Here is a 20,104-nt window from a genome sequence, read left to right as displayed (position 1 = left end):
TACATCCGTCAGGCATCATTGTTGTACGTTGTGCTTGTATCTGCAAAAAACCACTCTCCTCCTGAAGCATCAGCTTCCCCGGAGAACAGTGGTTTCTTATTATATAGTTTACCGGGAGCTATTGTCCCGCCGGATTAGTCCAGTCTCTTCAGCACGGCGATCTCATCGCAGGCATGCTGCTTCTTGCAGTTCACACAATCGGTCCAGACCTTCTCAGGGAAAATCTCCTTCTGCACCACATCGAAGCCGTTCTTAAGGAAGAAGTCCACGGCATAAGTCAGCGCCATAATCTTCGGGATTCGCTGGCGTCTCGCTTCTTCCACCAGCTTCTCCAGAATCATCGTGCCCACGCCCTTGCCCTTGCCTTCATCACGCAGTCCGATGGAACGGACCTCAACAAGGTCACTTCCGAGCCGGAACAAGGAACCGCAGCCGACAAATTTGCCGTCAATCTCAGCAATTACGAACTGGTCAATCTGGCGGGTCAGTGCTTGCCTTGAACGGGGCAGCATAATCCCCTGCCTGGCATACTCCTCTATCATCAGATACAGCGGCTCTACATCCTCCACCGTAGCATTTCTGCATATCACTTGCTGCTCTCCCTCTGGAGAAGCCTTTTGGAAATGATCCGTTTTGACAAGCACCTTGACTCACCCCTTGTTGTTAATATGAATAAATATACAACACAGTGAATTACAATTCAAGAGATATTTCAAAATTAAACCTCTGTCAAAGCACCGACAAATTCCCCGAAAACATCGTTGCCAAACAGGATTCCCTGCTTGCTCAGGCGATAATTGCCACCGGACTGCTCCAGCAGTCCCGCCTTCAGCATTTTATGCAGCGGCGTTGCAAAAACAGCCTCCAGCGGTTGTCCAAATTGCGAGCGGAACGCCTGATCCGATATCCCTTCGCGCATCCGCAGGCCGACCATCATGAAATCCTCCATCGCCTCCTGCTCGGAGATCCGGTAGGTGTCCAGACGCGGCAGCCCGCTGCGCGAAGCCTCGTTATACGGGTTCACTCCCTTGATATTCATGTGCCGCTGACGGCCCACATATCCGTGCGCCCCTGCGCCCAGACCGTAATAATCCTCGTTGCGCCAGTACGTGATATTGTGGCGGCTCTCCAGCCCCGGCTTGGCAAAATTACTGATCTCATACTGCGTATACCCTGCGGCCTCCATCGTAGACATCAGCAGCAGATACATCGCCAGCTCATCCTCTTCATTCGGCAGCGGAAGCTTATTTTTGTTAAACAGCGTGTGGAACAGCGTGTTCTCCTCCACCTTCAGGCTGTAGATAGAATAATGAGGAAGGTCCAGCGCTAACGCCTTGTCGATACTCTCTTTGAGCATATCCACCGTCTGATTCGGCAGGCCGAACATCAGATCCAGCGACAGGTTATTAAGGCCGACCGCACGGGCATTCTCCAGACTGCGGTATACATCATTCACATCATGGATGCGGCCGATTCCGCTAAGCAGCTCATTCTGGAACGCCTGCACCCCGAAGCTGACCCGGTTGACGCCGCCTTCCTTCATTACTCTAAGCTTGCCGATATCGGTAGTGCCGGGGTTAGCCTCCATCGAGAATTCAATGTGCTCATCCCACTGCGGGAAATGCCTGCGGACCGATTCCAGGAAATAAGCCATCTCATCAGGCCCCAGTACAGTAGGCGTACCTCCGCCGACAAAAATCGTCTTGATCACACCCGGAGGCGTGTGCTGCACCGTCAGCTCCATCTCGCGGTCAAGCGCGTGAAGATAGTCCATCACCGGCTGGTCCTTCAGCACGTAAGAATTGAAATCACAATAGAAGCATTTATTGGTGCAGAACGGGATATGAATATATACGGCCTCAGGGGGACGGCCATGGTGTGCAGTGCTCGTAGATGTATTCATTAGCTGTCTCCTTTGTTCTATTAATATACAGGCCTGTCACAGTACCTGCTGCTGAAAAGCAAGAAGAAACGGCTGCACCGCCCTGCGAAGGACGGCACCCGTTTCTGTGATAAACCGGAAGCTCCGGGGGAGCTTATATGCTGCTACTCAATCTGAAGCACGGCCATGAACGCTTCCTGCGGCACCTCAACGCTGCCGACCTGCTTCATGCGCTTCTTCCCTTCCTTCTGCTTCTCCAGCAGCTTCCGCTTACGCGAGATATCGCCGCCGTAGCATTTGGCTAATACGTTCTTGCGCATGGCCTTAACGGTCTCACGCGCAACCACCTTCGTGCCGACGGATGCCTGAATCGGCACCTCGAACATCTGGCGCGGGATAATGCCGCGCAGCTTCTCACAGATGACCCGGCCGCGGTTGTAGGCGCGGTCCCGGTGAACGATGAAGGACAGCGCATCGACTTGCTCATTGTTGAGCAGGATATCCATCTTCACGAGATTGGACTGGCGGTAACCGGAGATCTCGTAATCATAGGATGCATAACCCTTCGTGCCGGATTTCAGCTGGTCGAAGAAGTCGTAGACAATCTCTGACAACGGAATCTCGTACGTAATAGTTACACGGTTGCTGTCCAGATACTCCATGTTGACGAATTCACCGCGTTTGTTCTGGCACAGCTCCATAACGGTACCCACGAAGTCGTTAGGCACGATAATGGCTGCTTTGACATACGGCTCTTCAATGAAGTCAATCGTTCCAATCTCCGGATAATGCGACGGATTGTCGATCTGGATGGTCTCCCCGTTCGTCAGCTTAATGCGGTAAATAACGCTCGGTGCGGTAGTAATCAGCGGCAAGTTGAACTCGCGTTCGATCCGCTCCTGAATAATCTCCATATGCAGCAGTCCCAGGAAGCCGCAGCGGAAGCCGAAGCCGAGGGCGCTGGAGCTCTCCGGCTCGAAGCTCAGGGAAGCGTCATTCAGCTGCAGCTTCTCCAGCGCTTCACGGAGATCATTATAATCGGAGGTCTCAATCGGATAGAGACCGCAATAGACCATCGGATTAATCCGGCGGTAGCCCGGCAGCGGCTGCGGGGTCGGATTCTTCGCATCCGTCACCGTATCCCCGACACGGGTGTCGCCTACATGCTTGATCCCGGCCACAATAAAGCCGACATCGCCGATGTTCAGCTCCGGCACAATGGTCATGCGCGGCATGAAGGCTCCGACCTCGATCACCTCAAAGGTTTTGTCGGTGGCCATCATTTTAATCTTGGAACCGGCACGGATACTGCCGTCAATGACACGGACATAGACGATAACGCCCTTGTACGGGTCATAATGGGAGTCGAAGATCAGCGCCTTGAGCGGTTCTTCCGAGCTGCCTGACGGCGCCGGAACCTGCTTCACGACCTGCTCCAGAATCTCCTTGATGCCGATGCCCGCCTTGGCAGAAGCCAGCACGGCTTCACTGGCATCCAGCCCGATGACATCTTCAATCTCCTGCTTCACGCGTTCGGCGTCAGCATTCGGAAGATCGATTTTGTTGAGTACCGGAAGAATCTCCAGATTGTTGTCAAGCGCCAGATATACGTTAGCCAGCGTCTGGGCCTCAATCCCCTGCGCCGCATCCACAACCAGCAGTGCGCCTTCACAGGCCGCCAGACTGCGGGATACCTCATAGGTGAAATCGACATGCCCCGGTGTGTCAATCAGATTCAGATAATAATCCTGTCCGTCATCGGCACGGTACGTCAGACGTACGGCCTGCAGCTTGATGGTGATGCCGCGCTCGCGCTCCAGGTCCATCTGGTCCAGAACCTGCTCCTGCATTTCACGCGAAGTGAGCGCACCCGTATACTCCAGAATACGGTCAGCCAGTGTCGATTTGCCATGGTCTATATGTGCAATAATCGAGAAATTGCGAATTTGTTGTTGTCGTTTCTGAACGTCAGTCATTCCTTACCCCCACAGACAGCCTAATGTTAATCCACTTATTATAACAGTACGGGCTTCGCCCATCAATCCCGCCAGCCGCCGGAAAAGAAAGAATCCGCCCGGACCCTCCACAATCGCAGGCGGAATCCCGCAAAAAAACGCACAAACGGGTGCGGGCTTCCATCATCCGCAGCCGTTTGTGCCCTCATTCTCATGGTAGCCCGGGAGATTCCAGGCTGTTCCCGCTCACTCTTCCGAAGAGTCGAAGAGTGAGACCACCCAGCGGATGCCCTTCTGCGAAGCCTGCTGGAGCAGACCGGCGGTCTTATCAGCCAGCACATCCACTGTCGGCTTCTGCTCCTCCGGGATCAAAAGCTGCTCGGGACTAAGCGCAGAGTAGTCCTTCACCTCCTGCTGCGGGAGACTGTCCGTGCCGCCAGCCGTCTGAGCCTGTGTACCTGCAACCGGCTGCTGCATCGGCAGCACGGTGTAAGCGCCCGTTACCGGATCAATAGTCACGGGTACGTATACATAAGCCTGGCCGCCCGGGGCCGTGCCGGCAGCCGGAACGTACGCAGTCCCGGCTCTGCCGTTCTGGCCGGCAGGAAGCTGACTTCCAGCTGCACTGCTCCCGGCCGGCTTACTCCAGTCCGGCAGGATACCGGAGACTCCCGAACCGCCGCCGCCGAACTGCAGGCCGGCCAGCAGCCCCACGCCCGCCCAAATTCCGAACATCACCATCTTTTTACCGAACCGTGTCATAGTCTCCGCTCCTTTTCAGCTATTATCCGTCAGGAAGCCCCTCCTGTTGATGTCTCTCCCCCGGAGCCTCCAGACTGTGTACCGGCCTGATCTGGCGCAGCCGCCTTTTCAGCATCCCGGCTGCTCCAATACACATCAGCAATCGCATCTGCCAGAAGATCGGCCGTCCGCTTCAGCTCATCGGCGCTGTTGTCAATTCCTCCTACCTCAATCAGCACACTGTTCGGGGACAACGTCTGGTTATATTCCCCATTATTCCCGTTTCCGGATGATTTCCCCCATATCCCGCGTGAAATTCCAGGATAATTTTTCTCCAGCAGCTGATGGATTTTATTGGCGAAGGCCTCGTTTTGCTTCCAGTTTTTATTCGCATGCCCCAAAATAAAATAGACCTGGGCATAATTTTTCCCGTTAATGACAGCTGTGGTTTTGCCGTGCCGCTGCGAATCGCGGTGGATATCAATCAGCTCACTCATCTGCTGATTGGAGGCCATGGCGGATTTCACCGTCATACGTGAATATTTATAAGAGAAGTTCCAGTTGTAGCCCGGCACCTCTGTAGCATAATCCTCCTGGGCATGGACCGTTCCGATCCCGCGTTCTTCCAGCCTCTTGGCGATATAGGAGCCTACCAGCATGACATTCTTGGAAGGGACGGCCGAGCTGGGGTTGTCGCTCTGTGCGCCAAGCAGCGGATTATAGGCCTCCCGCGGATGGGAATGATAGACGAGAATACGTTTGACCGAAGTATCTCCCGTGCCGTTCTCGGCATCTCCGCTTCCGGAGTAACCCTCGTCAGGCCCTGCATCAGGCGGGTCCGGAACAGGCGAAGCCTCAGGCTGTACCGTGCCTTCCCCCGGATTGTCATGGCCATTATCAGCCGCTGTACCATTCCCTGAATCTGGAGAAGATCCAGGACCCTCCCCCGCTCCGGAATCTTCCCCTGTGGCCAGTTCATCTCCCCCCGGATGGTAGTCTGCCGGCGCTCCTGTACTTCCCCCTGAGCCTTGCCGCAGCAGGAAGGGATCATCGGCAGCAAGTCCGGGCATCTCACGCGAGACCAGACTCTTGGGATCACCAGGATCAACACTGGTAAGCAGCCGGAATACGAAGGAGGTCACCTTGTCCCCGGAGAAGGCCGAAGGCTCCTCGCCCTTCGGCAGATGGGGAACCTCCATGCCCAGCAGCTCCATGAAGAATCCGCTGGAGAGTGAGGCCGCCAGACCTTTCATTGAAGGAATGGGCGAAGAATTCAGCTTTTGCCCGGCCAATCCGCCGGCTCCAAGCAGCATGAACAACACAAGCGAACCTCCGGCCAGCAGCAGCATCGTCCTTCCCAGCGACAGAATATCCATCAGCCGTCCGCGCAGCCGCCCTATATTCCATAGCTGAAACCATTTTCTGTTCATGATTGTTATGTCCTCCTCTAAGCCCTCTGTAATCTCTCATACTCCAAATCTATGAGCGGAAGGGTTATGCTAGAACCACAGAATGAGAGATAGCAGGGAGTATAGATAGAGAAGTGCAGCGGCAATTCATACAAAAAACCCGCAACCCGTTCTGCGTTATAGCAGGGCGGTGCGGGCCAGGTGATAAGTGACAGATCAGTGAGTATAAGCTCCGACATTGCCCGGATCTACCGCTTCATGCAAGGCGGCATTCAGTCCGCTTGCCACAATGTTCGCGATCTCTTCAATGAATTCATCGATTTCTTTGGGGGTCACAATCAGGTCATGGCCCAGCGGCTCAAGCACTTCTTTCACAAGGGCAAGACGCTCCTGCTCGGAGATATCGTCAAGGAGACCCATAATCTCTTTGGTATGGGCGCCACCGTCAGCCATCTGTCCGAAATGGGTCCGCATCATCTCCAGCACGTTGTTGACAATCGTGGAGGCATAGCAGACTGTAGGGACGCCGATGGCAATGCAAGGCACGCCCAGCACCTCCTTGGTCAGCCCTCTGCGTTTGTTCCCGATCCCTGAGCCGGGATGAATGCCGATGTCAGCAATCTGGATAGTGGTATTGATTCTCTCCAGTGAACGGGAGGCCAGCGCATCAATGGCTATAATGACATCCGGGCTGGTACGGTCCACAATTCCCTGCACAACTTCGCTGGATTCAATACCCGTCAGGCCGAGGACTCCGGGAGCAATAGCGCTGACATTCCGGTAACCGGGCGAGACCTGGTCAGGCACCAGCTCATAGAACTGGCGGGTAATCAGCGAATTCTCAACGACCAGCGGGCCAAGCGAGTCGGGCGTCACATTCCAGTTGCCGAGGCCCACGATAAGGACCTTAGAATCGCGGTCAATGCCGATTTTATCCAGAAAGTGCTCGAATTCGCGGGCAAACACTGTAGAGACCTTCTGCTGGAGCCCGGTATCCCCGCCGCGCAGCCCAGGCACCTCCAGGGTCACGTAATTGCCGATAGCCCGTCCAATCGCCTGAGAGCCGGCAAGGTCTGCTACAGCAAGTCTCGTGACCTTGATGCCGCCCTCTTCTTCCACTTCCTCATTGACACCCGGGATCGGTGCATTGGCGTGCCGCTCTGCCATTTCCTTCGCTTCCACCGCCAAGTCCGTACGTACCGAATACAGCTGAAGATCCAGTTCCATTCTTAGTTCAGCCTCCTTTTGCATATTGCTGATAGTGTGCGAGAGAAAGCCGCCGTTTATACAAACCTCACTAAGGGAATTCTAAAGCTTTTTATCTTGCTTTTTACTACCCTTCATGCTAAACTATTTTAAGTTGTGAATCATTTGTTGATTTCGAATGTCTTTCAGGAGGTGAATGCAATGCCAAATATCAAATCCGCGGTAAAACGCGTCAAGACGATCGAGAAACGCCGTGCACTGAACGCTTCCCAGAAGTCCGCGCTTCGTACAGCTGTGAAAACTGCTGATGTAGCAGTGACTGGTACGGAAGTTGAAGTAGCTCAGGCTGCTTTCCAAGCGGCTTCCAAAAAGCTGGACAAGGCTGTATCTAAAGGCCTGGTTCATAAAAATGCGGCTGCCCGCAAAAAATCCCGCTTGGCTAAGAAATTGAACGCTCTCAAGGCTCAAGCCTAAGCCAAGGGCGACAATCATAACGAGCACTGAAGAACCTGACCGCTATGCTTCATACGGTTAGGTTTTTTTATGCCTGTTAGCTTCACTCATTGAAATCCGCTGTACAATTAAAGAGCCTGCCCGCCCGCATGTATCACGGGATGGACAGGCTCTTCGATGCGTTCCAAAAGAGGCCCTCTATTCAGGCTCCGAGGCGCAGCATGAACATCTCCAGCCCCAGCACCTTATCGACAGCCCCCGTCTTCATCTGATAGTCCAGATCCGCCAGAATACTCAGGATCTGCCGCAGCCGCTGGCTTCCGAACTTATGCGCCTGCTCTCCGGCCAGCTTCACTGCATACGGATGCAGTCCGAGCTGGGAGGCAATCTGTCCCTGCGAATAGCTGAGGGCTGACAAATCCTTGACCTGAAGGATGATTCTGAACTGCCGGGCAATCAGCGAAGCGATCTTGATCGGCTCCTCCCGCTGCTTAAGCAGCTCATAGAGCGTATTCAGCGCCTTGTCCAGGCGCAGATTCGCAATATCCTCCACCAGCGTGAAGATATTCTGCTCGGTTCCCCGGTGGACCAGACTCTCCACCGCTGCCGCATCCACCCGCCCGCCAGTACCGGCGAACAGGCACAGCTTGTCCATCTCCGCAGACAGGCCCTGGAGTCCGGTGCCGCTGCTTGCGATCAGAGCCTCTGCCGTCCCCGGCGCAAGAGAGCAGCCGCGTTCGCGGAAGCCCTTCTCCACCCAGCGCAGCAGCTCCTCCGCACCCAAAGGATTGAAGGCCAGTACGGTGCCGGAGGCTTTGATGCTTTTGACGATTTTTTTACGTTCATCCAGCTTGTCGCCGTTCACCATAAATACAATCACGCTGAAATCAGCAGGGTGCTGCATATATTCGCTTAGCATCTCCACGTTATGCTCCAGCTTCGCCTTCTCCTTGCCTGCCGTGAACAGAGCCGCATCCCGCACCAGCAGGAGCTTGCGTTCTACCATGAACGGAACCGTCTCCGCCTCTTCAATGACCGCCTGAACCGGGGTTTCAGAGAGATCGAACGGGATCACCGCGAAATCGCGGTCTTCTTTGGCTATCAGGTGTTCTTCCAGCATGGCCGCGAACTCATTCATCCGGAACTTCTCACTGCCGTACAGCAGGTACAGCGGAGAGACCTTTCCTTGCTTGATGTCTTTGGCCGCCGTTTTGGCATCCATCCTGCCACTTCCTTTTTTAAGTTCTTGAGTGATACATTCGTACATTTTATCAAAAAAACGGCTCAAAACATAGGCATCTATAGCAAAGTATTCTGCCAGGAACGCAAGCAAAAACGGAGCAACCTTGGCAGCCAGGGCCAAAGCCACTCCGTTTCAGCGGCGCATCTATATAAACGACGGAGGGAGCAGCTCTAGAAACTGTCCCGGCCGCCGGTCATACCGATGATACTCGCAAAGCCTGTAATTCATGTCCTCTTGCCTTAGCATATTCCGCAGGCTGGAAGAAGGTTCCGGTTATTTACCGGACGTTGCCGCGTCCGGGGTGATAGCCGGGCTGGGGACCGCTGAAGCAGAGGCCGCAGGAGAAGCGGTAGGCGCTGGCGAGTTGGCAGGAGCCGGGGAAGCGGATGGAGCAGGTGTTGCGCTCTCAGCCGGAACCGTGTATACCTTCGTCGTCTGCGTACCATCCTCAAGCTGTAGTACATAAGTGAACTGGGTGCCGTCTTCTGACCACACACCGGAGACCCAGTTCCCCTCCAACGGGAGCGAAGCCAGTGTTGTCCGTTGTTGTTCTTCTCCCTCTGTGGCTAAGCTGTAGATTACCACATGCTGGCCAGTCAGCTCAGCCATATGCTGCCCGTCCGGTGAAGTCCACGAAGACTCTGCAAGCATAAACGACATGGCTCCTGCCTCGTTAGCATCTGGAGTCGGTGCTATCCGTGCATCCCCCGCAGACGCTTTATCGTCCGCTATATTGTCTTGCGTTGGCGCACTCGACTGCGTGCTTTGGGGTTCCGCTGACCGGCTCTCCGCTTTCTTGGTGCTCTTGGGGCGGTCCGCCGGAGACGCAGTAGCGGCACGGTTGCTGACCGGAGCTTCGCTTACCGCAGGCACCTCGTCTGAAGCCGTACCGCCGCCAGCTGCGGCCGGCTGATCAGCACCCTCACTGGGAGCAGGCGGTGCAGATTTCAAATTAACGTCCGCAGTTTCACCCGGCGCGGTCTGGTCCGTCTTTTGAAGCTCACTGCCGCCGCTGTTATTCTGTCCGTCCGCCTGCGGGGTGTCCGCACTGCTCTCCGTACTCACGCTGGAATTCGCTGCCCCGCCGCTCATTAACTGGGGTGACATATCCATATCTGCGCCCGGCAGGCTCTTCGGCATATTGAATACGGCGATAAGCAGAATCACAGCTGCCGCCGCAGCACCAATGCCTGTCCGCGCAGCCAGTGAAGGACCCTTGGACTTCTTGCCCCGGTTATTTGAACGGGAGAAGGGTATAACCTTCGGATCTTCCGGCTCCATTACAGCAGGCTCTTGCGGGACACCACGGTCCAGCTGTTCAAGCTGAGGCAGGATAGAGTCAACCAGACTGAAGGGGGGCTTCACATCGGGAAGCTGCTCCAGCTGCTGGGAGAGCAGCGTCAGCCGGTCCAAGACTTCCGCGCAGGAAGGACAATCGTCGATATGACGGAACATTTCAAGCATTTCTTCCTGACTGAGATCATGATCTAAATAGCGGTGCATCCATTCCATCACCTCCGCGCACTTCATCCTGACACACCACCTTTCTGATACTCCTGAAGTCTATTCTGCAGCTGCTGCCGCGCCCGGAACAGGTATGATTTGACCGTGTTCAGAGGCAGATCCAGACAGTCTGCAATCTCGTTGTAAGAAAAATCCTGTAAATAGCGGAGCACGATTACCGTCCGGTGATGCTCCGGAAGCTGGTCGATGGCCTCACGGATATCCTCCGCCAGGTAACCCGACATCACTTCGCGCTCTACATTATGTTTTTTATCCTGGAACACCATTTCGTGTTCATCGATAGAAACGGTAGGCTTCGTTCTCCGGAATTTGTCTATACATATGTTGGTTACTATTCGCTGAACCCATGTTTTGAACTGCGCCTTCTCCTCATAGGAGCCGATCTTGGTGTACACCCGGATCAACGCTTCCTGGGAGGCATCCAGAGCATCCTGTTCATTATGCAGAATGTAGAAGGCCGTCTTATATACATGCCCTTCAATTTCTCGCAATAGGGTGATTAGAGCGTCGCGATCGCCCGCTTGAGCGGCTCTGATGAGTCCCTGCTCCACCACGAAGGTTCCCCCTCTCTATGCAATCTTACTGACGCGCAAGACTGCGAAATTGTTGCAAACCTGTAATGATTATTTTAAAAGATAAAAATTCGCTTGTAGTCCACAATCCCTACTAAGCATACAAGGGATGCTGCAATCATTCAAATACTCTTTTTAATGTATATAATGTAGTTGCGCACACCAGGAGCACCGCATAATTCTCTCTGGAAGCATCATCAAGCACATATACTTCTCCCTGCTCAAAAAGTTGCGGATGATTATAGTTACGATACAGCTTATAAAGGGCTCCCGCCGTCACCCTGCAGCCGTGGACTGCAGTCCGGACCTCCACATAATCGGCTTCTTCCACTACCAGTGTCGGGTACAGCTTGCTGCGAAGATCGTCGCCAGTCATGGCATCACCTTTCAGGTATACTTCTCAATGTCCGCAGGCGCTTAGGGCACTCTGCCTCTATTATAAGTATTGCCCGAAGCGGCAGCAATTCCATCATTTAGGCTTATCTAACATTCAAGCGGAAACGGCTTTGCTCATTTCTTATATTTCAATAAAAAAATGCCCTGCCCCTTAGAGGCAAGACATTCCTGTTGTACATGTATGTTACTGGCCTTGAATCTCCTTGAACTTCGCTACATACTGTGCAGCCAGCTCTGTGATCTGGTCATAACGGCCTTCCTTGGCCGGTGCGGTCAGGTTGCCGCCGATGCCGACAGCGATGCAGCCGTTCTTGATCCATTTCTCCATATTGTTCAGATCCACGCCGCCGGTAGGCATAATGTTCACATGCGGCATCGGCCCCTTAACCGCCTTGACATAGTCCGGTCCGAACGCACTGCCCGGGAACAGCTTCAGCACATCCACGCCCAGCTTCAGGGCTTCCTTCATCTCATTCAGCGTCATGCAGCCCGGCATATAAGGAATGCCGTACAGATTACACATCTTGGCGGTATCCTCTTCAAAAGAAGGACTGACCACAAATTCCGAACCCGCCAGAATAGCGATTCTTGCCGTCAGCGGGTCAAGCACGGTGCCGGCACCAATCACGGCGCGGCCCCCGTATTCTTCCACCAAACGTTTGATCGCTGCTTCGGCTCCCGGAGTCGTGAAGGTAACTTCGATATTATTCAGTCCGCCCTCGATACAAGCCACAGACATGGCATAAGCATCATCGGCATTATCCGCACGGATAACAGCTACTACCCCAACAGAGGTGATATTCTGTAATACTTTGATTTTCTTCATGGTTGTTACTTCCTCTCTGGTTATATTCCACTTAAGAATATTTATTTAGATAAACTAATTTATCTATTTTACTAACATCAGGCTTTATCCTTCTAAGAAAATAGTAATAACATTGCCGCTAACAGTCAATATATATTTATTCAGGAAGCGGTAACATTTCTTCGAAAATCGTATGAAACCCTTATGTATCAAGGATAAACGAATCTACCCGCCTGCTTCCTGTACAAAATAAGACAGCAGAATGAGCATTGCTATATTGTACAAAACCGTTTTATGTGATAATTTCAACTTATATTCTATCCCAAACCATAAACTAGGATCCAATTATACCCCTGCTATGCTTCCGAAGCGAATTTTGCGAAGAAGAAGCAAGGAGTGTATGCTATCAAAACTTTTAGGAGGAACTATTCATGAATAAACAGCTGGATGCAGTCACCTTCGGGGAGCCGATGGCCATGTTCTACGCCAATGAAGCCGGCCCCCTGCATGAGGTTACTTCCTTCTCCAAAGCGCTGGCAGGAGCGGAGAGCAATGTAGCCACCGGGTTATCGCGCCTTATGCATCTGACCGGTTATGTGACCAAGCTCGGCGAAGACAACTTCGGCCAGTTCATCACCTCGGCACTGAATAAGGAGAAGATCGATACCGCGAGCATCACAACGACCAGGGAATTCTCCACAGGCATGCTGATCAAATCCAAGGTACTGACCGGAGATCCCAAGGTCGAATATTTCCGCAAAAATTCCGCCGCCTCCAAACTGAGCCTCGCCGACTTTAATGAAGATTATTTCGCTTCCGCAGGCCATCTGCATGTGACCAGCATCTCTTCGGCACTTTCGGCTTCGTGTCACGAGTTCTCGCTGCATGCCATGGAGTTCATGAAGCAGCGCGGGAAGACTGTATCGCTCGATCCGAATCTGCGCCCGACCCTGTGGCCGGACACAGGAACTATGGTTAGTACGATCAACGACCTGGCTACCCGCTGCGACTGGTTCCTGCCCGGACACGGAGAGGGCAAGATCCTTACCGGTCTTGAGACGCCGGAGGAGATTGCCGGGTACTATCTGGAGCGCGGCGTATCCCTTGTAGTGATCAAGCTCGGCCCTGAGGGCGCTTACTATAAGACCTCCGCTGGTGAAGAGGGCTATGTGGACGGCTTCAAGGTCGAGCAGGTTGTCGATACAGTCGGCGCCGGAGACGGCTTCGCAGTTGGGGTGATCAGCGCCATGCTGGAGAAGCTCAGCGTAGCGGAAGCCGTGAAGCGCGGCAATGCGATTGGCGCACTCGCCGTGATGTCGCCTGGCGATATGGACGGACTGCCTACCCGTGACGCGCTGGAAGCCTTCATGAGCACGGGCGTTAAGAAATAAACAGGCTCTCCGCAGGGCGTGACTGTAACAGAAACTGCAAAAAGGAGTCCCACAAGCCGGCCGGCTTGGGACACCTTTTTGCGAACCATCAGAGATAAGTGCTGCAATGAATTCAAACCGTTTCCATTCTATTTGAACTGGAACCAGGTTAAATTGGCCACTGTGGTTGAATCGGACTTCACAAAAGTAACATATACCGTGTGGGTTCCTACAGCGGTCCCGGCAGTAAGCGGGATATTCTTGAGGGACCATGTCTGCCATCCGCCTGTGCTTTCTGCCGTCCAAGAACCCAGCATAGTGCCTGTAGGACTGTCCAAGTGGAATTCGATCCTTCCGCCGGAGTTAGCAGATGCAACCTTTAGATCAATACTTGTTTTAGCTGTACTGCCAAAGTCAACATTTTTGAATGCGATATAGTCGCCATTACTCCCGGCACCCACATTCAGCCCGCCGTCAGTGCTTGACTCATAGGAGAGAACACCTGAACTAAGGTTATAGCCTTCCGCTTCAAATTTCAATGTGTTGAATTTGGGATCAGCAGCATAGCTGTTCGTATCTGTTATTTTCAAATCTGTCAAATTATTTACCGCAGCTCCACCGACGCGGACATTGTTTAAGGTAACTCCGGAGACCGTAGAGGTGTCACTCCAGCCCTTCATGATGGAAACTTCACCCAGAGCGCGTAAATTGATATTATTATAGACCACATTTTTGATCGGACCGGTTTTTGCCGAAAGATCAAACCATCTGGAGTGAACACCGGATCTTGGCCAGAAGCCTTCTACATCTATATTATCAAATACGATGTTCTGTGCTGCCGGAGTCCCATACAGATGACCTACCGCTAAAGCGCGCCAGCACCGGTATACAAAAGAGTTTTTAACAACGATGCCATCCTGAAGCTGTTTCACTCCATCTCCAACCTTGAATGCCCCGCATCTGCTCCAGGCCAAAGCATCATCCACAACTACATTGGACTGGTTCTCAGGAGTTCCCGGCCAGTTCGCAGCGATATCCGTAGTGGCTACATCCCAGGTCTTAAAGGAGTAGGTGTCATCCTCCGATACGGCTACAGTGTGCTTGATGAGTACATTCTGGCTCTCCTGAATATCAATTGCATCATTTTCATAATCCAGCTCATTGTTATTGAAGTGCTTGGTATTCTGGAAGGTTACATTATTAGATCTTGTCACGATTGTAGCCCAGCCGCCGCTGTCTCTGATGGTTATGCCGTCAACCGTGAAGTTGCTGCACTGCAAGGGTACAAGAATATTGTTCAAATAATTGTTTGTATTCCTCATATAATGGCCATTGCCGTCAATCGTTCCCCTGCCGTATATCTTAATATTGTTGGCATTGGTTTCGGTATAAATAAACCAGGTTCCATCCTTATTCAGAGAATTTTTATGGAAATGGGTAGTGTAATCGCTTGGATTTCCTGAACCTCTAATCACAGAACCACCCGCCAGATAAACCGAAACATTGCTTTTTAGAACAATGTTACCGCTCTTATAAACTCCGGCTGGAACATATACGATCCCGCCGCCTGCTGAGTTAGCCGCATTGATGGCGTTCTGTATGGCGGTTGTAGCCAAAGTAGCACCGGTACTGTCAGCACCGTACTGGGTTTTAACATTGTATATTCCTGTACCAGATGAGGCCGGAATATTGGTTTCAAGCGCATCTGCCGCAATCACCAGATCTTTCAGGTTATTGATTTTGACGATAAGATAGGTTGGTGCTGAAAGGGTAAAGGTAAGTGTGTTTCCGCTCTTGGTTGCAGTGATTCCCAAGGCTTTGGGAGAGATATTATTGGTATTGATGGGCTCACTTGCTGTGATTGTGATAGTAGTCGTACCTGAAAAAGAGAAATTACAGTAATTATAGTTTACAAATACTTCCGAAGTGTCGATTACCGGTATATTGGTGGAGTCTGCTGTTACCGTGTATTGACTGGTCGTGGTATAAACCGACGGTAACGGATAGCTTACAATGGTACCCGCTGCGCTTGCTGTCAAAGGAAAGACTGGTAACAGATTGGCCATACAAAAAATTAATAATGCACTTAATAATTTGAACCTTTTCAACATCATTAAACACCTCTTTCGTTAAGTTGATATATTTCTGCCCTCAGCCAGCTTCCAATCTTATTGATTCCCCGGCTCCAGACAGAGCCTGAGCAGATCGTCCACATGGGCTGTTGCCAGACATTCCACCGTATCCGCAGAGCCGTAATAGATCTTGACCTCGCCGTCATCCTCCAGAATCATCCCACCTGGGAAAATCACATGATTGCGGAAGCCGCCGCCAATCTCATAGTCTGTCTCCGGTGCCAGCAGCGGCTGCCTGCTCATGCCAATCACCTTGCGGGGGTCCTCCAGATCCAGCAGCATAATTCCGGCGGTGTAGCGTTTCTTCCAGGTGTCTTCCCAGCCGTGCTTGCCTCTGGCCGGGTCCACATCCACCGCATGGAAGGTGGTCAGCCAGCCCTTATCCGTCCGGACCGGAGGTGCAGCCGGGCCAACCTTATCATTGGCAAACGGCACCTGCTCGACGGCGAGCAGCAGGCTGGAGTTGCCCCAATGCTTGAGGTCCGGCGACTCGGAGATCCAGGCGTCGAAGCGGTCCCGGCCGCCCCGGCTGTACACCGTGAAGGGACGCTCCAGCCGGACATATTTGCCGCCGAGCAGCTCGGGAAACAGCACCATATTGCGCAGGTCCGGTGTAGACAGGCTAAGCACCTCGAAGTGTTCCAGATCATCGGTAACGGCAATCCCGCCGCGGATGCCATGGCGCGTATCCACGGCAAAACACATATAACAGCGGCCGCCGAGCACGGTCAGGCGCGGGTCGTAGGCGCGGATAGTCTCCTCGTCATGCATTTTGAACACCGGCTTCGGGCCGGCGGTCCAGCTCAGTCCGTCATCGCTGTAGGCAATGCCGAGATCCGTGGTGTGGTGCGGCGCAAGGCTCTGATCGGCCAGTGAGCCGTAATCATTGCGGAAGATCATCACATATTTGCCGTTGAATTTCGTTACACCGGCATTGAATACCAGTGCGGTGGGGTAAGGAACCTTCGCTGCATCCAGCACCGGATTGCCCGGATACCGCTGGATGCACGGGGCGGAATGCAGAATTGGCGGAACGTGTTGAGTCATGGGGTGTACCTCCTTGAATATTGAATGTTATGTGCGCAGAACCGGACAGCTACCCCTTCAGGGAACCGGCTGTCATCTGCATGAAGGATTTGTTGGCGAACAGATAGGCCACAAGAATCGGCAGAATGGATAAGCAGGCACCCGCCATCATGTAGTGGGTCTGGGAAGCGGCCGAAATCCCGTACTTCAGGTTCGCCAGCCCGACGGTCAGCGTCTGCAGCTCCGGCTTCGTCATCGTGAACACGAGCGGCAGCAGATATTCATTCCACGCGCCGCGGAAGGTGAACAGGGCACCTACGCCAAGTCCGGGTCCGAGCAGCGGCAGAATGATCCGCCAGAAGGTCCGGCCGGGAGAGCAGCCGTCGATCAGCGCCGCCTCGTCCAGCTCGCGGGGAATTCCCTTCATGAAGCTTGCGAGAATGAAGAAGATCGAAGCATGGGCGGAGATCAGAATCAGGATAACCCCCCACAGGCTGCTGTGCAGATGAAGCTTGACCATCAGATCGAACTGCGGACGCAGCACGACCGCCCCTACAGCCACGAACATGGTGAAGGACTGCAGTCCGATATACCATTTTTTGCCAGCAAAATCCATCCGGTCCACCACATAAGCCGCCATGGATGATACCAGCAGTGTGCCGGCCACCGCCGCCAGGGAGACAATCAGGCTGTTCAGGGTATACCTGGAGAAATTGGCCTGCGACCAGGCTTCGGCATAGTTCGAGAAGTGCCAGCTCTCCGGCAGGAAGGTCGCACCCGCAGTAAGCTCAGCATTGGTCTTGAAGGAGCCCAGGATAGTGATCACTACCGGAATCAGGGTGATAAAAGCAACGGTCAGCAAAAAAATCCACAGAATGGTTTTGCCCAGTATGGTATTTAGTCTCATAATAGCCTCTCTCCTCAATCGGTCTGATTCATGCGTCTGGATGCGTAGAAATAAATGAGTGAGATCATCCCTACAATGACCGCAGACACAAAGGCAACCGCACTGCCGTATCCGAACTCCTGGACCTGGACCGCCGCGCTGCCCCCGCCGACAGGGAAAAATAATTTGTACAAATACAGGAACATGACCTCCGTCTTGCCTACAGGACCGCCTTCGGTCAGAACCATGATGCTCTCGTAGCCCTTCAGAGCTGTAATGATCGCCAGCATAATAACCATCTGCATGACAGGCCCTAGCATCGGCAGGGTGATATAGCGGAACTGCTGGATTTTGCCTGCCCCGTCCAGGGAAGAGGCCTCATACACATCCTCGGGAATATTCTGCAGACCGGCGAGGAAGAGCAGCATATAATTGCCGACCGCCCCCCAGGCCGCAACCAGAATGACGGTGAGCATGGCATATTTCGGCCCCAGCCAGTCCACGCCGGAATCCGAGAGGCCCGAGCGGATCAGGAACTGGTTGAGAATCCCGTTATACGAGTTGAAAATCGTGAAGAAGACTACGGCCATTACGGCGGTACTGATGACGGTCGGCATGAAGAAAATCCCCCGCAGCAGCTGTCTGCCCCGCAGCCCCCGGTTCAATATGGCAGCCAGCAGCAGGGCCAGCGGAATAGTGATCAGCAGCTTGCCGCCAGCATAGACAAATGTATTCACCACCGAATCCCAGAACTGGGTGTCCTTCAGGATGCGGCTGAAATTGGCCAAGCCGGTAAACCGGGCCGTTCCGAACCCTTTGTAATCATAGAACATATAGCGGAACGCCCAGGCAATCGGGTAAATTCCGAGGACCAACGTGAGCAAGGCACTTGGAAAGATAAAGCTATATGAAAATAAGGCATGTTTCGTTTTGTTCATCTGGTTTCTTCCGGCTCCTCTCCCTTGCGGCCAGAGCAGAGGGATGGGAAAGCTGCTTCCCCATCCCCGTTATCCCGGCCTGTATCTCTATCCCTAACCTTCTGTCTACTTGGCGAACTTGCCGCCCAGAGCGGCGGGATCAAAGCCGGCATCCGGCTCGGCCTTCACGCCGTCATTCGCAATCACACTGTCCAGTGCAGCGTTGTAGCGCTTGTTCAAATCAGCGATAATCGCCTTCAGGTCGCCGCCGTTCAGCATATATTTGAAGAAGGCGTCATCCGATTTCATTCCTTCCGGTGCTACAGACGGATAGACCGGCCATACCCCATCGTTCTTGTTCGGCAGGAAGCCTTCAATGCCGTTCACATCCGGAGTCTTGGCTGCTGCACTAATGGATGGAACCATGGAGATGCCGAAGCCTTTTTCCTGATAATCCGTCAGCACCTGATCGCCGTACATGAACTCCATGAACTTCCAGGCTGCTTCTTTATGCTCTGTTTTTGAGCTCAGCGCCAGCCATTGGCCTCCGAGGAAGCCGGACGCCCCCTTCACATTGCCGTCGATGGTCGGAACCGGAGCAGCCGCCCAGTCAATTTTGGCCGGGAACTGATTCTTGTAGACGCCCGGCTCCGAGGAGTAGGACATGTACATTCCGATCTTGCCTTCCGCAAACTGTGCCCGCAGCGGATCAATATCCAGCGATTCTACACCCGGCAGCATGCTGCCGTCGTCCTTGATCTGCTTAAAGGCATTGATGATCGGCTCGAAGCCGCTGAAGTCGTAGCGGGCCGTCTTGAAATCATACCCGAAGCCGCCATAGCCGCTCATTTCCGCAACCACCCGCGCCGAACGCGCGAACGCACTGCCGGGGCTCTTGAAGTTAAGGGCGAAGCCGTAAGCGCCGTCGGCTTTGCCGGCTGCTGTCAATTTCTTGGCTGTATCCACCAGCTCCTGCAGGGTAACCGGCGGATGCTCAATGCCCGCTTTGGCGAACAGATCCTTGTTGTACACCAAGCGCATGGTCGTTCCATAGTTCGGCAGACTGTAACGCTTGCCGTCGAATTCGTTCAAGTCCGGCATGGCCGGGAATTTCGCCTTCAGCTCATCGTTCAGGAACTCGTCAATCGGAGCAAGAAAGCCTTTTTTGTAGAAGGTCTGGACGGTATTCTCCTTCACCCGGATCACATCCGGTGCATCGGAGGTCTGGAAGGACAGATCAAGCGCGGTATCGAAGTCATCGCCCTTGACGACCAGTTCCACCTCAATCCCGTCTTTATTAGATGCGTTGAACTCGGCTACCTTCTCCTTCACGAAATCCGCATCGTGGCGGTCGCCTGTCCAGTAGCTGATTTTAGTTTTTTCCCCCGAACCAGCTTTCGCCCCGTCTCCCTTGCCTTCAGTTGCATTGCCGCCACTGTTACCGTTGCCGCAGGCTGCTAAGCCAAGTGCCAGGACCAGGCTCAGAGATGTCATTAGCGTACGCTTCATCATTGGTAGTTCCCCCTTATATATCCCTTCTGTATTCGCTTACAAATTGATTATAGACGGATTGGCGCATCCGGATAA

General features: G+C 53.4%; 18 protein-coding genes. 2 read left to right on the top strand and 16 right to left on the bottom strand.

Going from position 1 to position 20,104, the window contains the following annotated elements; all coding sequences use genetic code 11:
* Positions 1 to 134 precede the first annotated feature (134 nt).
* The 6 genes from MKX63_RS12620 to gpr form a co-directional block, all read right to left on the bottom strand.
* Positions 135 to 644 (bottom strand): N-acetyltransferase, encoded by a 510-nt coding sequence (locus tag MKX63_RS12620; RefSeq protein ID WP_341017439.1) that lies wholly within the window; start codon positions 642 to 644, stop codon positions 135 to 137.
* A gap of 74 nt (positions 645 to 718) precedes the next feature.
* Positions 719 to 1,903, bottom strand: a complete 1,185-nt coding sequence (gene hemW / locus MKX63_RS12615) for a radical SAM family heme chaperone HemW (RefSeq protein ID WP_341017437.1) — start codon at positions 1,901 to 1,903, stop codon at positions 719 to 721.
* A 143-nt stretch (positions 1,904 to 2,046) separates the two neighbouring features.
* Positions 2,047 to 3,858, bottom strand: coding sequence for a translation elongation factor 4 (gene lepA / locus MKX63_RS12610; RefSeq protein WP_341017435.1), 1,812 nt, complete (start codon positions 3,856 to 3,858; stop codon positions 2,047 to 2,049).
* Between the two features lie 225 nt (positions 3,859 to 4,083).
* Positions 4,084 to 4,599: a hypothetical protein gene (locus MKX63_RS12605; RefSeq protein WP_341017434.1), complete on the bottom strand. Its 516-nt coding sequence runs from the start codon at positions 4,597 to 4,599 to the stop codon at positions 4,084 to 4,086.
* A 29-nt stretch (positions 4,600 to 4,628) separates the two neighbouring features.
* Positions 4,629 to 6,008, bottom strand: a complete 1,380-nt coding sequence (locus MKX63_RS12600) for a stage II sporulation protein P (protein ID WP_341017433.1) — start codon at positions 6,006 to 6,008, stop codon at positions 4,629 to 4,631.
* 195 nt (positions 6,009 to 6,203) lie between these two features.
* Entirely contained in the window at positions 6,204 to 7,214 is a 1,011-nt protein-coding gene (gene gpr, locus MKX63_RS12595; protein WP_341017431.1) for a GPR endopeptidase, read from the bottom strand.
* A gap of 180 nt (positions 7,215 to 7,394) precedes the next feature.
* Here gpr and rpsT point away from each other — a divergent pair, with 180 nt between their 5' ends.
* Positions 7,395 to 7,667, top strand: coding sequence for a 30S ribosomal protein S20 (gene rpsT, locus MKX63_RS12590; protein WP_341017430.1), 273 nt, complete (start codon positions 7,395 to 7,397; stop codon positions 7,665 to 7,667).
* Between the two features lie 181 nt (positions 7,668 to 7,848).
* Here the strand turns inward: rpsT and holA are convergent, their stop codons facing one another.
* From holA to MKX63_RS12565, 5 genes are all read right to left on the bottom strand, one after another.
* Positions 7,849 to 8,868 carry a DNA polymerase III subunit delta gene (gene holA / locus MKX63_RS12585; RefSeq protein ID WP_341017429.1) on the bottom strand — a complete coding sequence of 340 codons (1,020 nt, stop codon included), beginning with the start codon at positions 8,866 to 8,868 and terminating at the stop codon, positions 7,849 to 7,851.
* 294 nt (positions 8,869 to 9,162) lie between these two features.
* Positions 9,163 to 10,419, bottom strand: a complete 1,257-nt coding sequence (locus tag MKX63_RS12580; protein WP_341017427.1) for an anti-sigma factor family protein — start codon at positions 10,417 to 10,419, stop codon at positions 9,163 to 9,165.
* A complete protein-coding gene (locus MKX63_RS12575; RefSeq protein WP_036690462.1) occupies positions 10,416 to 10,967 on the bottom strand; it encodes an RNA polymerase sigma factor in 552 nt (183 codons plus the stop codon). Before MKX63_RS12575 ends, MKX63_RS12580 begins: the two co-directional genes overlap by 4 nt.
* A gap of 136 nt (positions 10,968 to 11,103) precedes the next feature.
* Entirely contained in the window at positions 11,104 to 11,361 is a 258-nt protein-coding gene (locus tag MKX63_RS12570) for a hypothetical protein (RefSeq protein ID WP_341017426.1), read from the bottom strand.
* 204 nt (positions 11,362 to 11,565) lie between these two features.
* Entirely contained in the window at positions 11,566 to 12,207 is a 642-nt protein-coding gene (locus MKX63_RS12565; protein WP_341017423.1) for a bifunctional 2-keto-4-hydroxyglutarate aldolase/2-keto-3-deoxy-6-phosphogluconate aldolase, read from the bottom strand.
* Between the two features lie 410 nt (positions 12,208 to 12,617).
* On the opposite strand from MKX63_RS12565, the gene MKX63_RS12560 reads away from it, so the two are divergent.
* Positions 12,618 to 13,577 carry a sugar kinase gene (locus tag MKX63_RS12560; RefSeq protein WP_341017422.1) on the top strand — a complete coding sequence of 320 codons (960 nt, stop codon included), beginning with the start codon at positions 12,618 to 12,620 and terminating at the stop codon, positions 13,575 to 13,577.
* Between the two features lie 128 nt (positions 13,578 to 13,705).
* Here MKX63_RS12560 and MKX63_RS12555 read toward each other — a convergent pair whose 3' ends face one another.
* From MKX63_RS12555 to MKX63_RS12535, 5 genes are all read right to left on the bottom strand, one after another.
* Positions 13,706 to 15,622 (bottom strand): carbohydrate-binding protein, encoded by a 1,917-nt coding sequence (locus MKX63_RS12555; RefSeq protein ID WP_341017420.1) that lies wholly within the window; start codon positions 15,620 to 15,622, stop codon positions 13,706 to 13,708.
* Positions 15,623 to 15,724: 102 nt separating this feature from the next.
* Positions 15,725 to 16,735 (bottom strand): glycoside hydrolase family 130 protein, encoded by a 1,011-nt coding sequence (locus tag MKX63_RS12550; protein ID WP_341017419.1) that lies wholly within the window; start codon positions 16,733 to 16,735, stop codon positions 15,725 to 15,727.
* A 49-nt stretch (positions 16,736 to 16,784) separates the two neighbouring features.
* Complete coding sequence (locus tag MKX63_RS12545; RefSeq protein ID WP_341017418.1) at positions 16,785 to 17,621, bottom strand: carbohydrate ABC transporter permease; 837 nt, start codon at positions 17,619 to 17,621, stop codon at positions 16,785 to 16,787.
* Between the two features lie 14 nt (positions 17,622 to 17,635).
* Positions 17,636 to 18,538 carry a carbohydrate ABC transporter permease gene (locus tag MKX63_RS12540; protein WP_036693549.1) on the bottom strand — a complete coding sequence of 301 codons (903 nt, stop codon included), beginning with the start codon at positions 18,536 to 18,538 and terminating at the stop codon, positions 17,636 to 17,638.
* A 105-nt stretch (positions 18,539 to 18,643) separates the two neighbouring features.
* A complete protein-coding gene (locus MKX63_RS12535) occupies positions 18,644 to 20,029 on the bottom strand; it encodes an ABC transporter substrate-binding protein (RefSeq protein ID WP_341017417.1) in 1,386 nt (461 codons plus the stop codon).
* Between the last annotated feature and the right edge of the window lie 75 nt (positions 20,030 to 20,104).

It is taken from the genome of Paenibacillus sp. FSL R7-0179 (genome assembly GCF_038002265.1).
Lineage (GTDB): Bacteria > Bacillota > Bacilli > Paenibacillales > Paenibacillaceae > Paenibacillus_AQ.
This window is presented reverse-complemented; position numbering and strand designations above follow the sequence as displayed.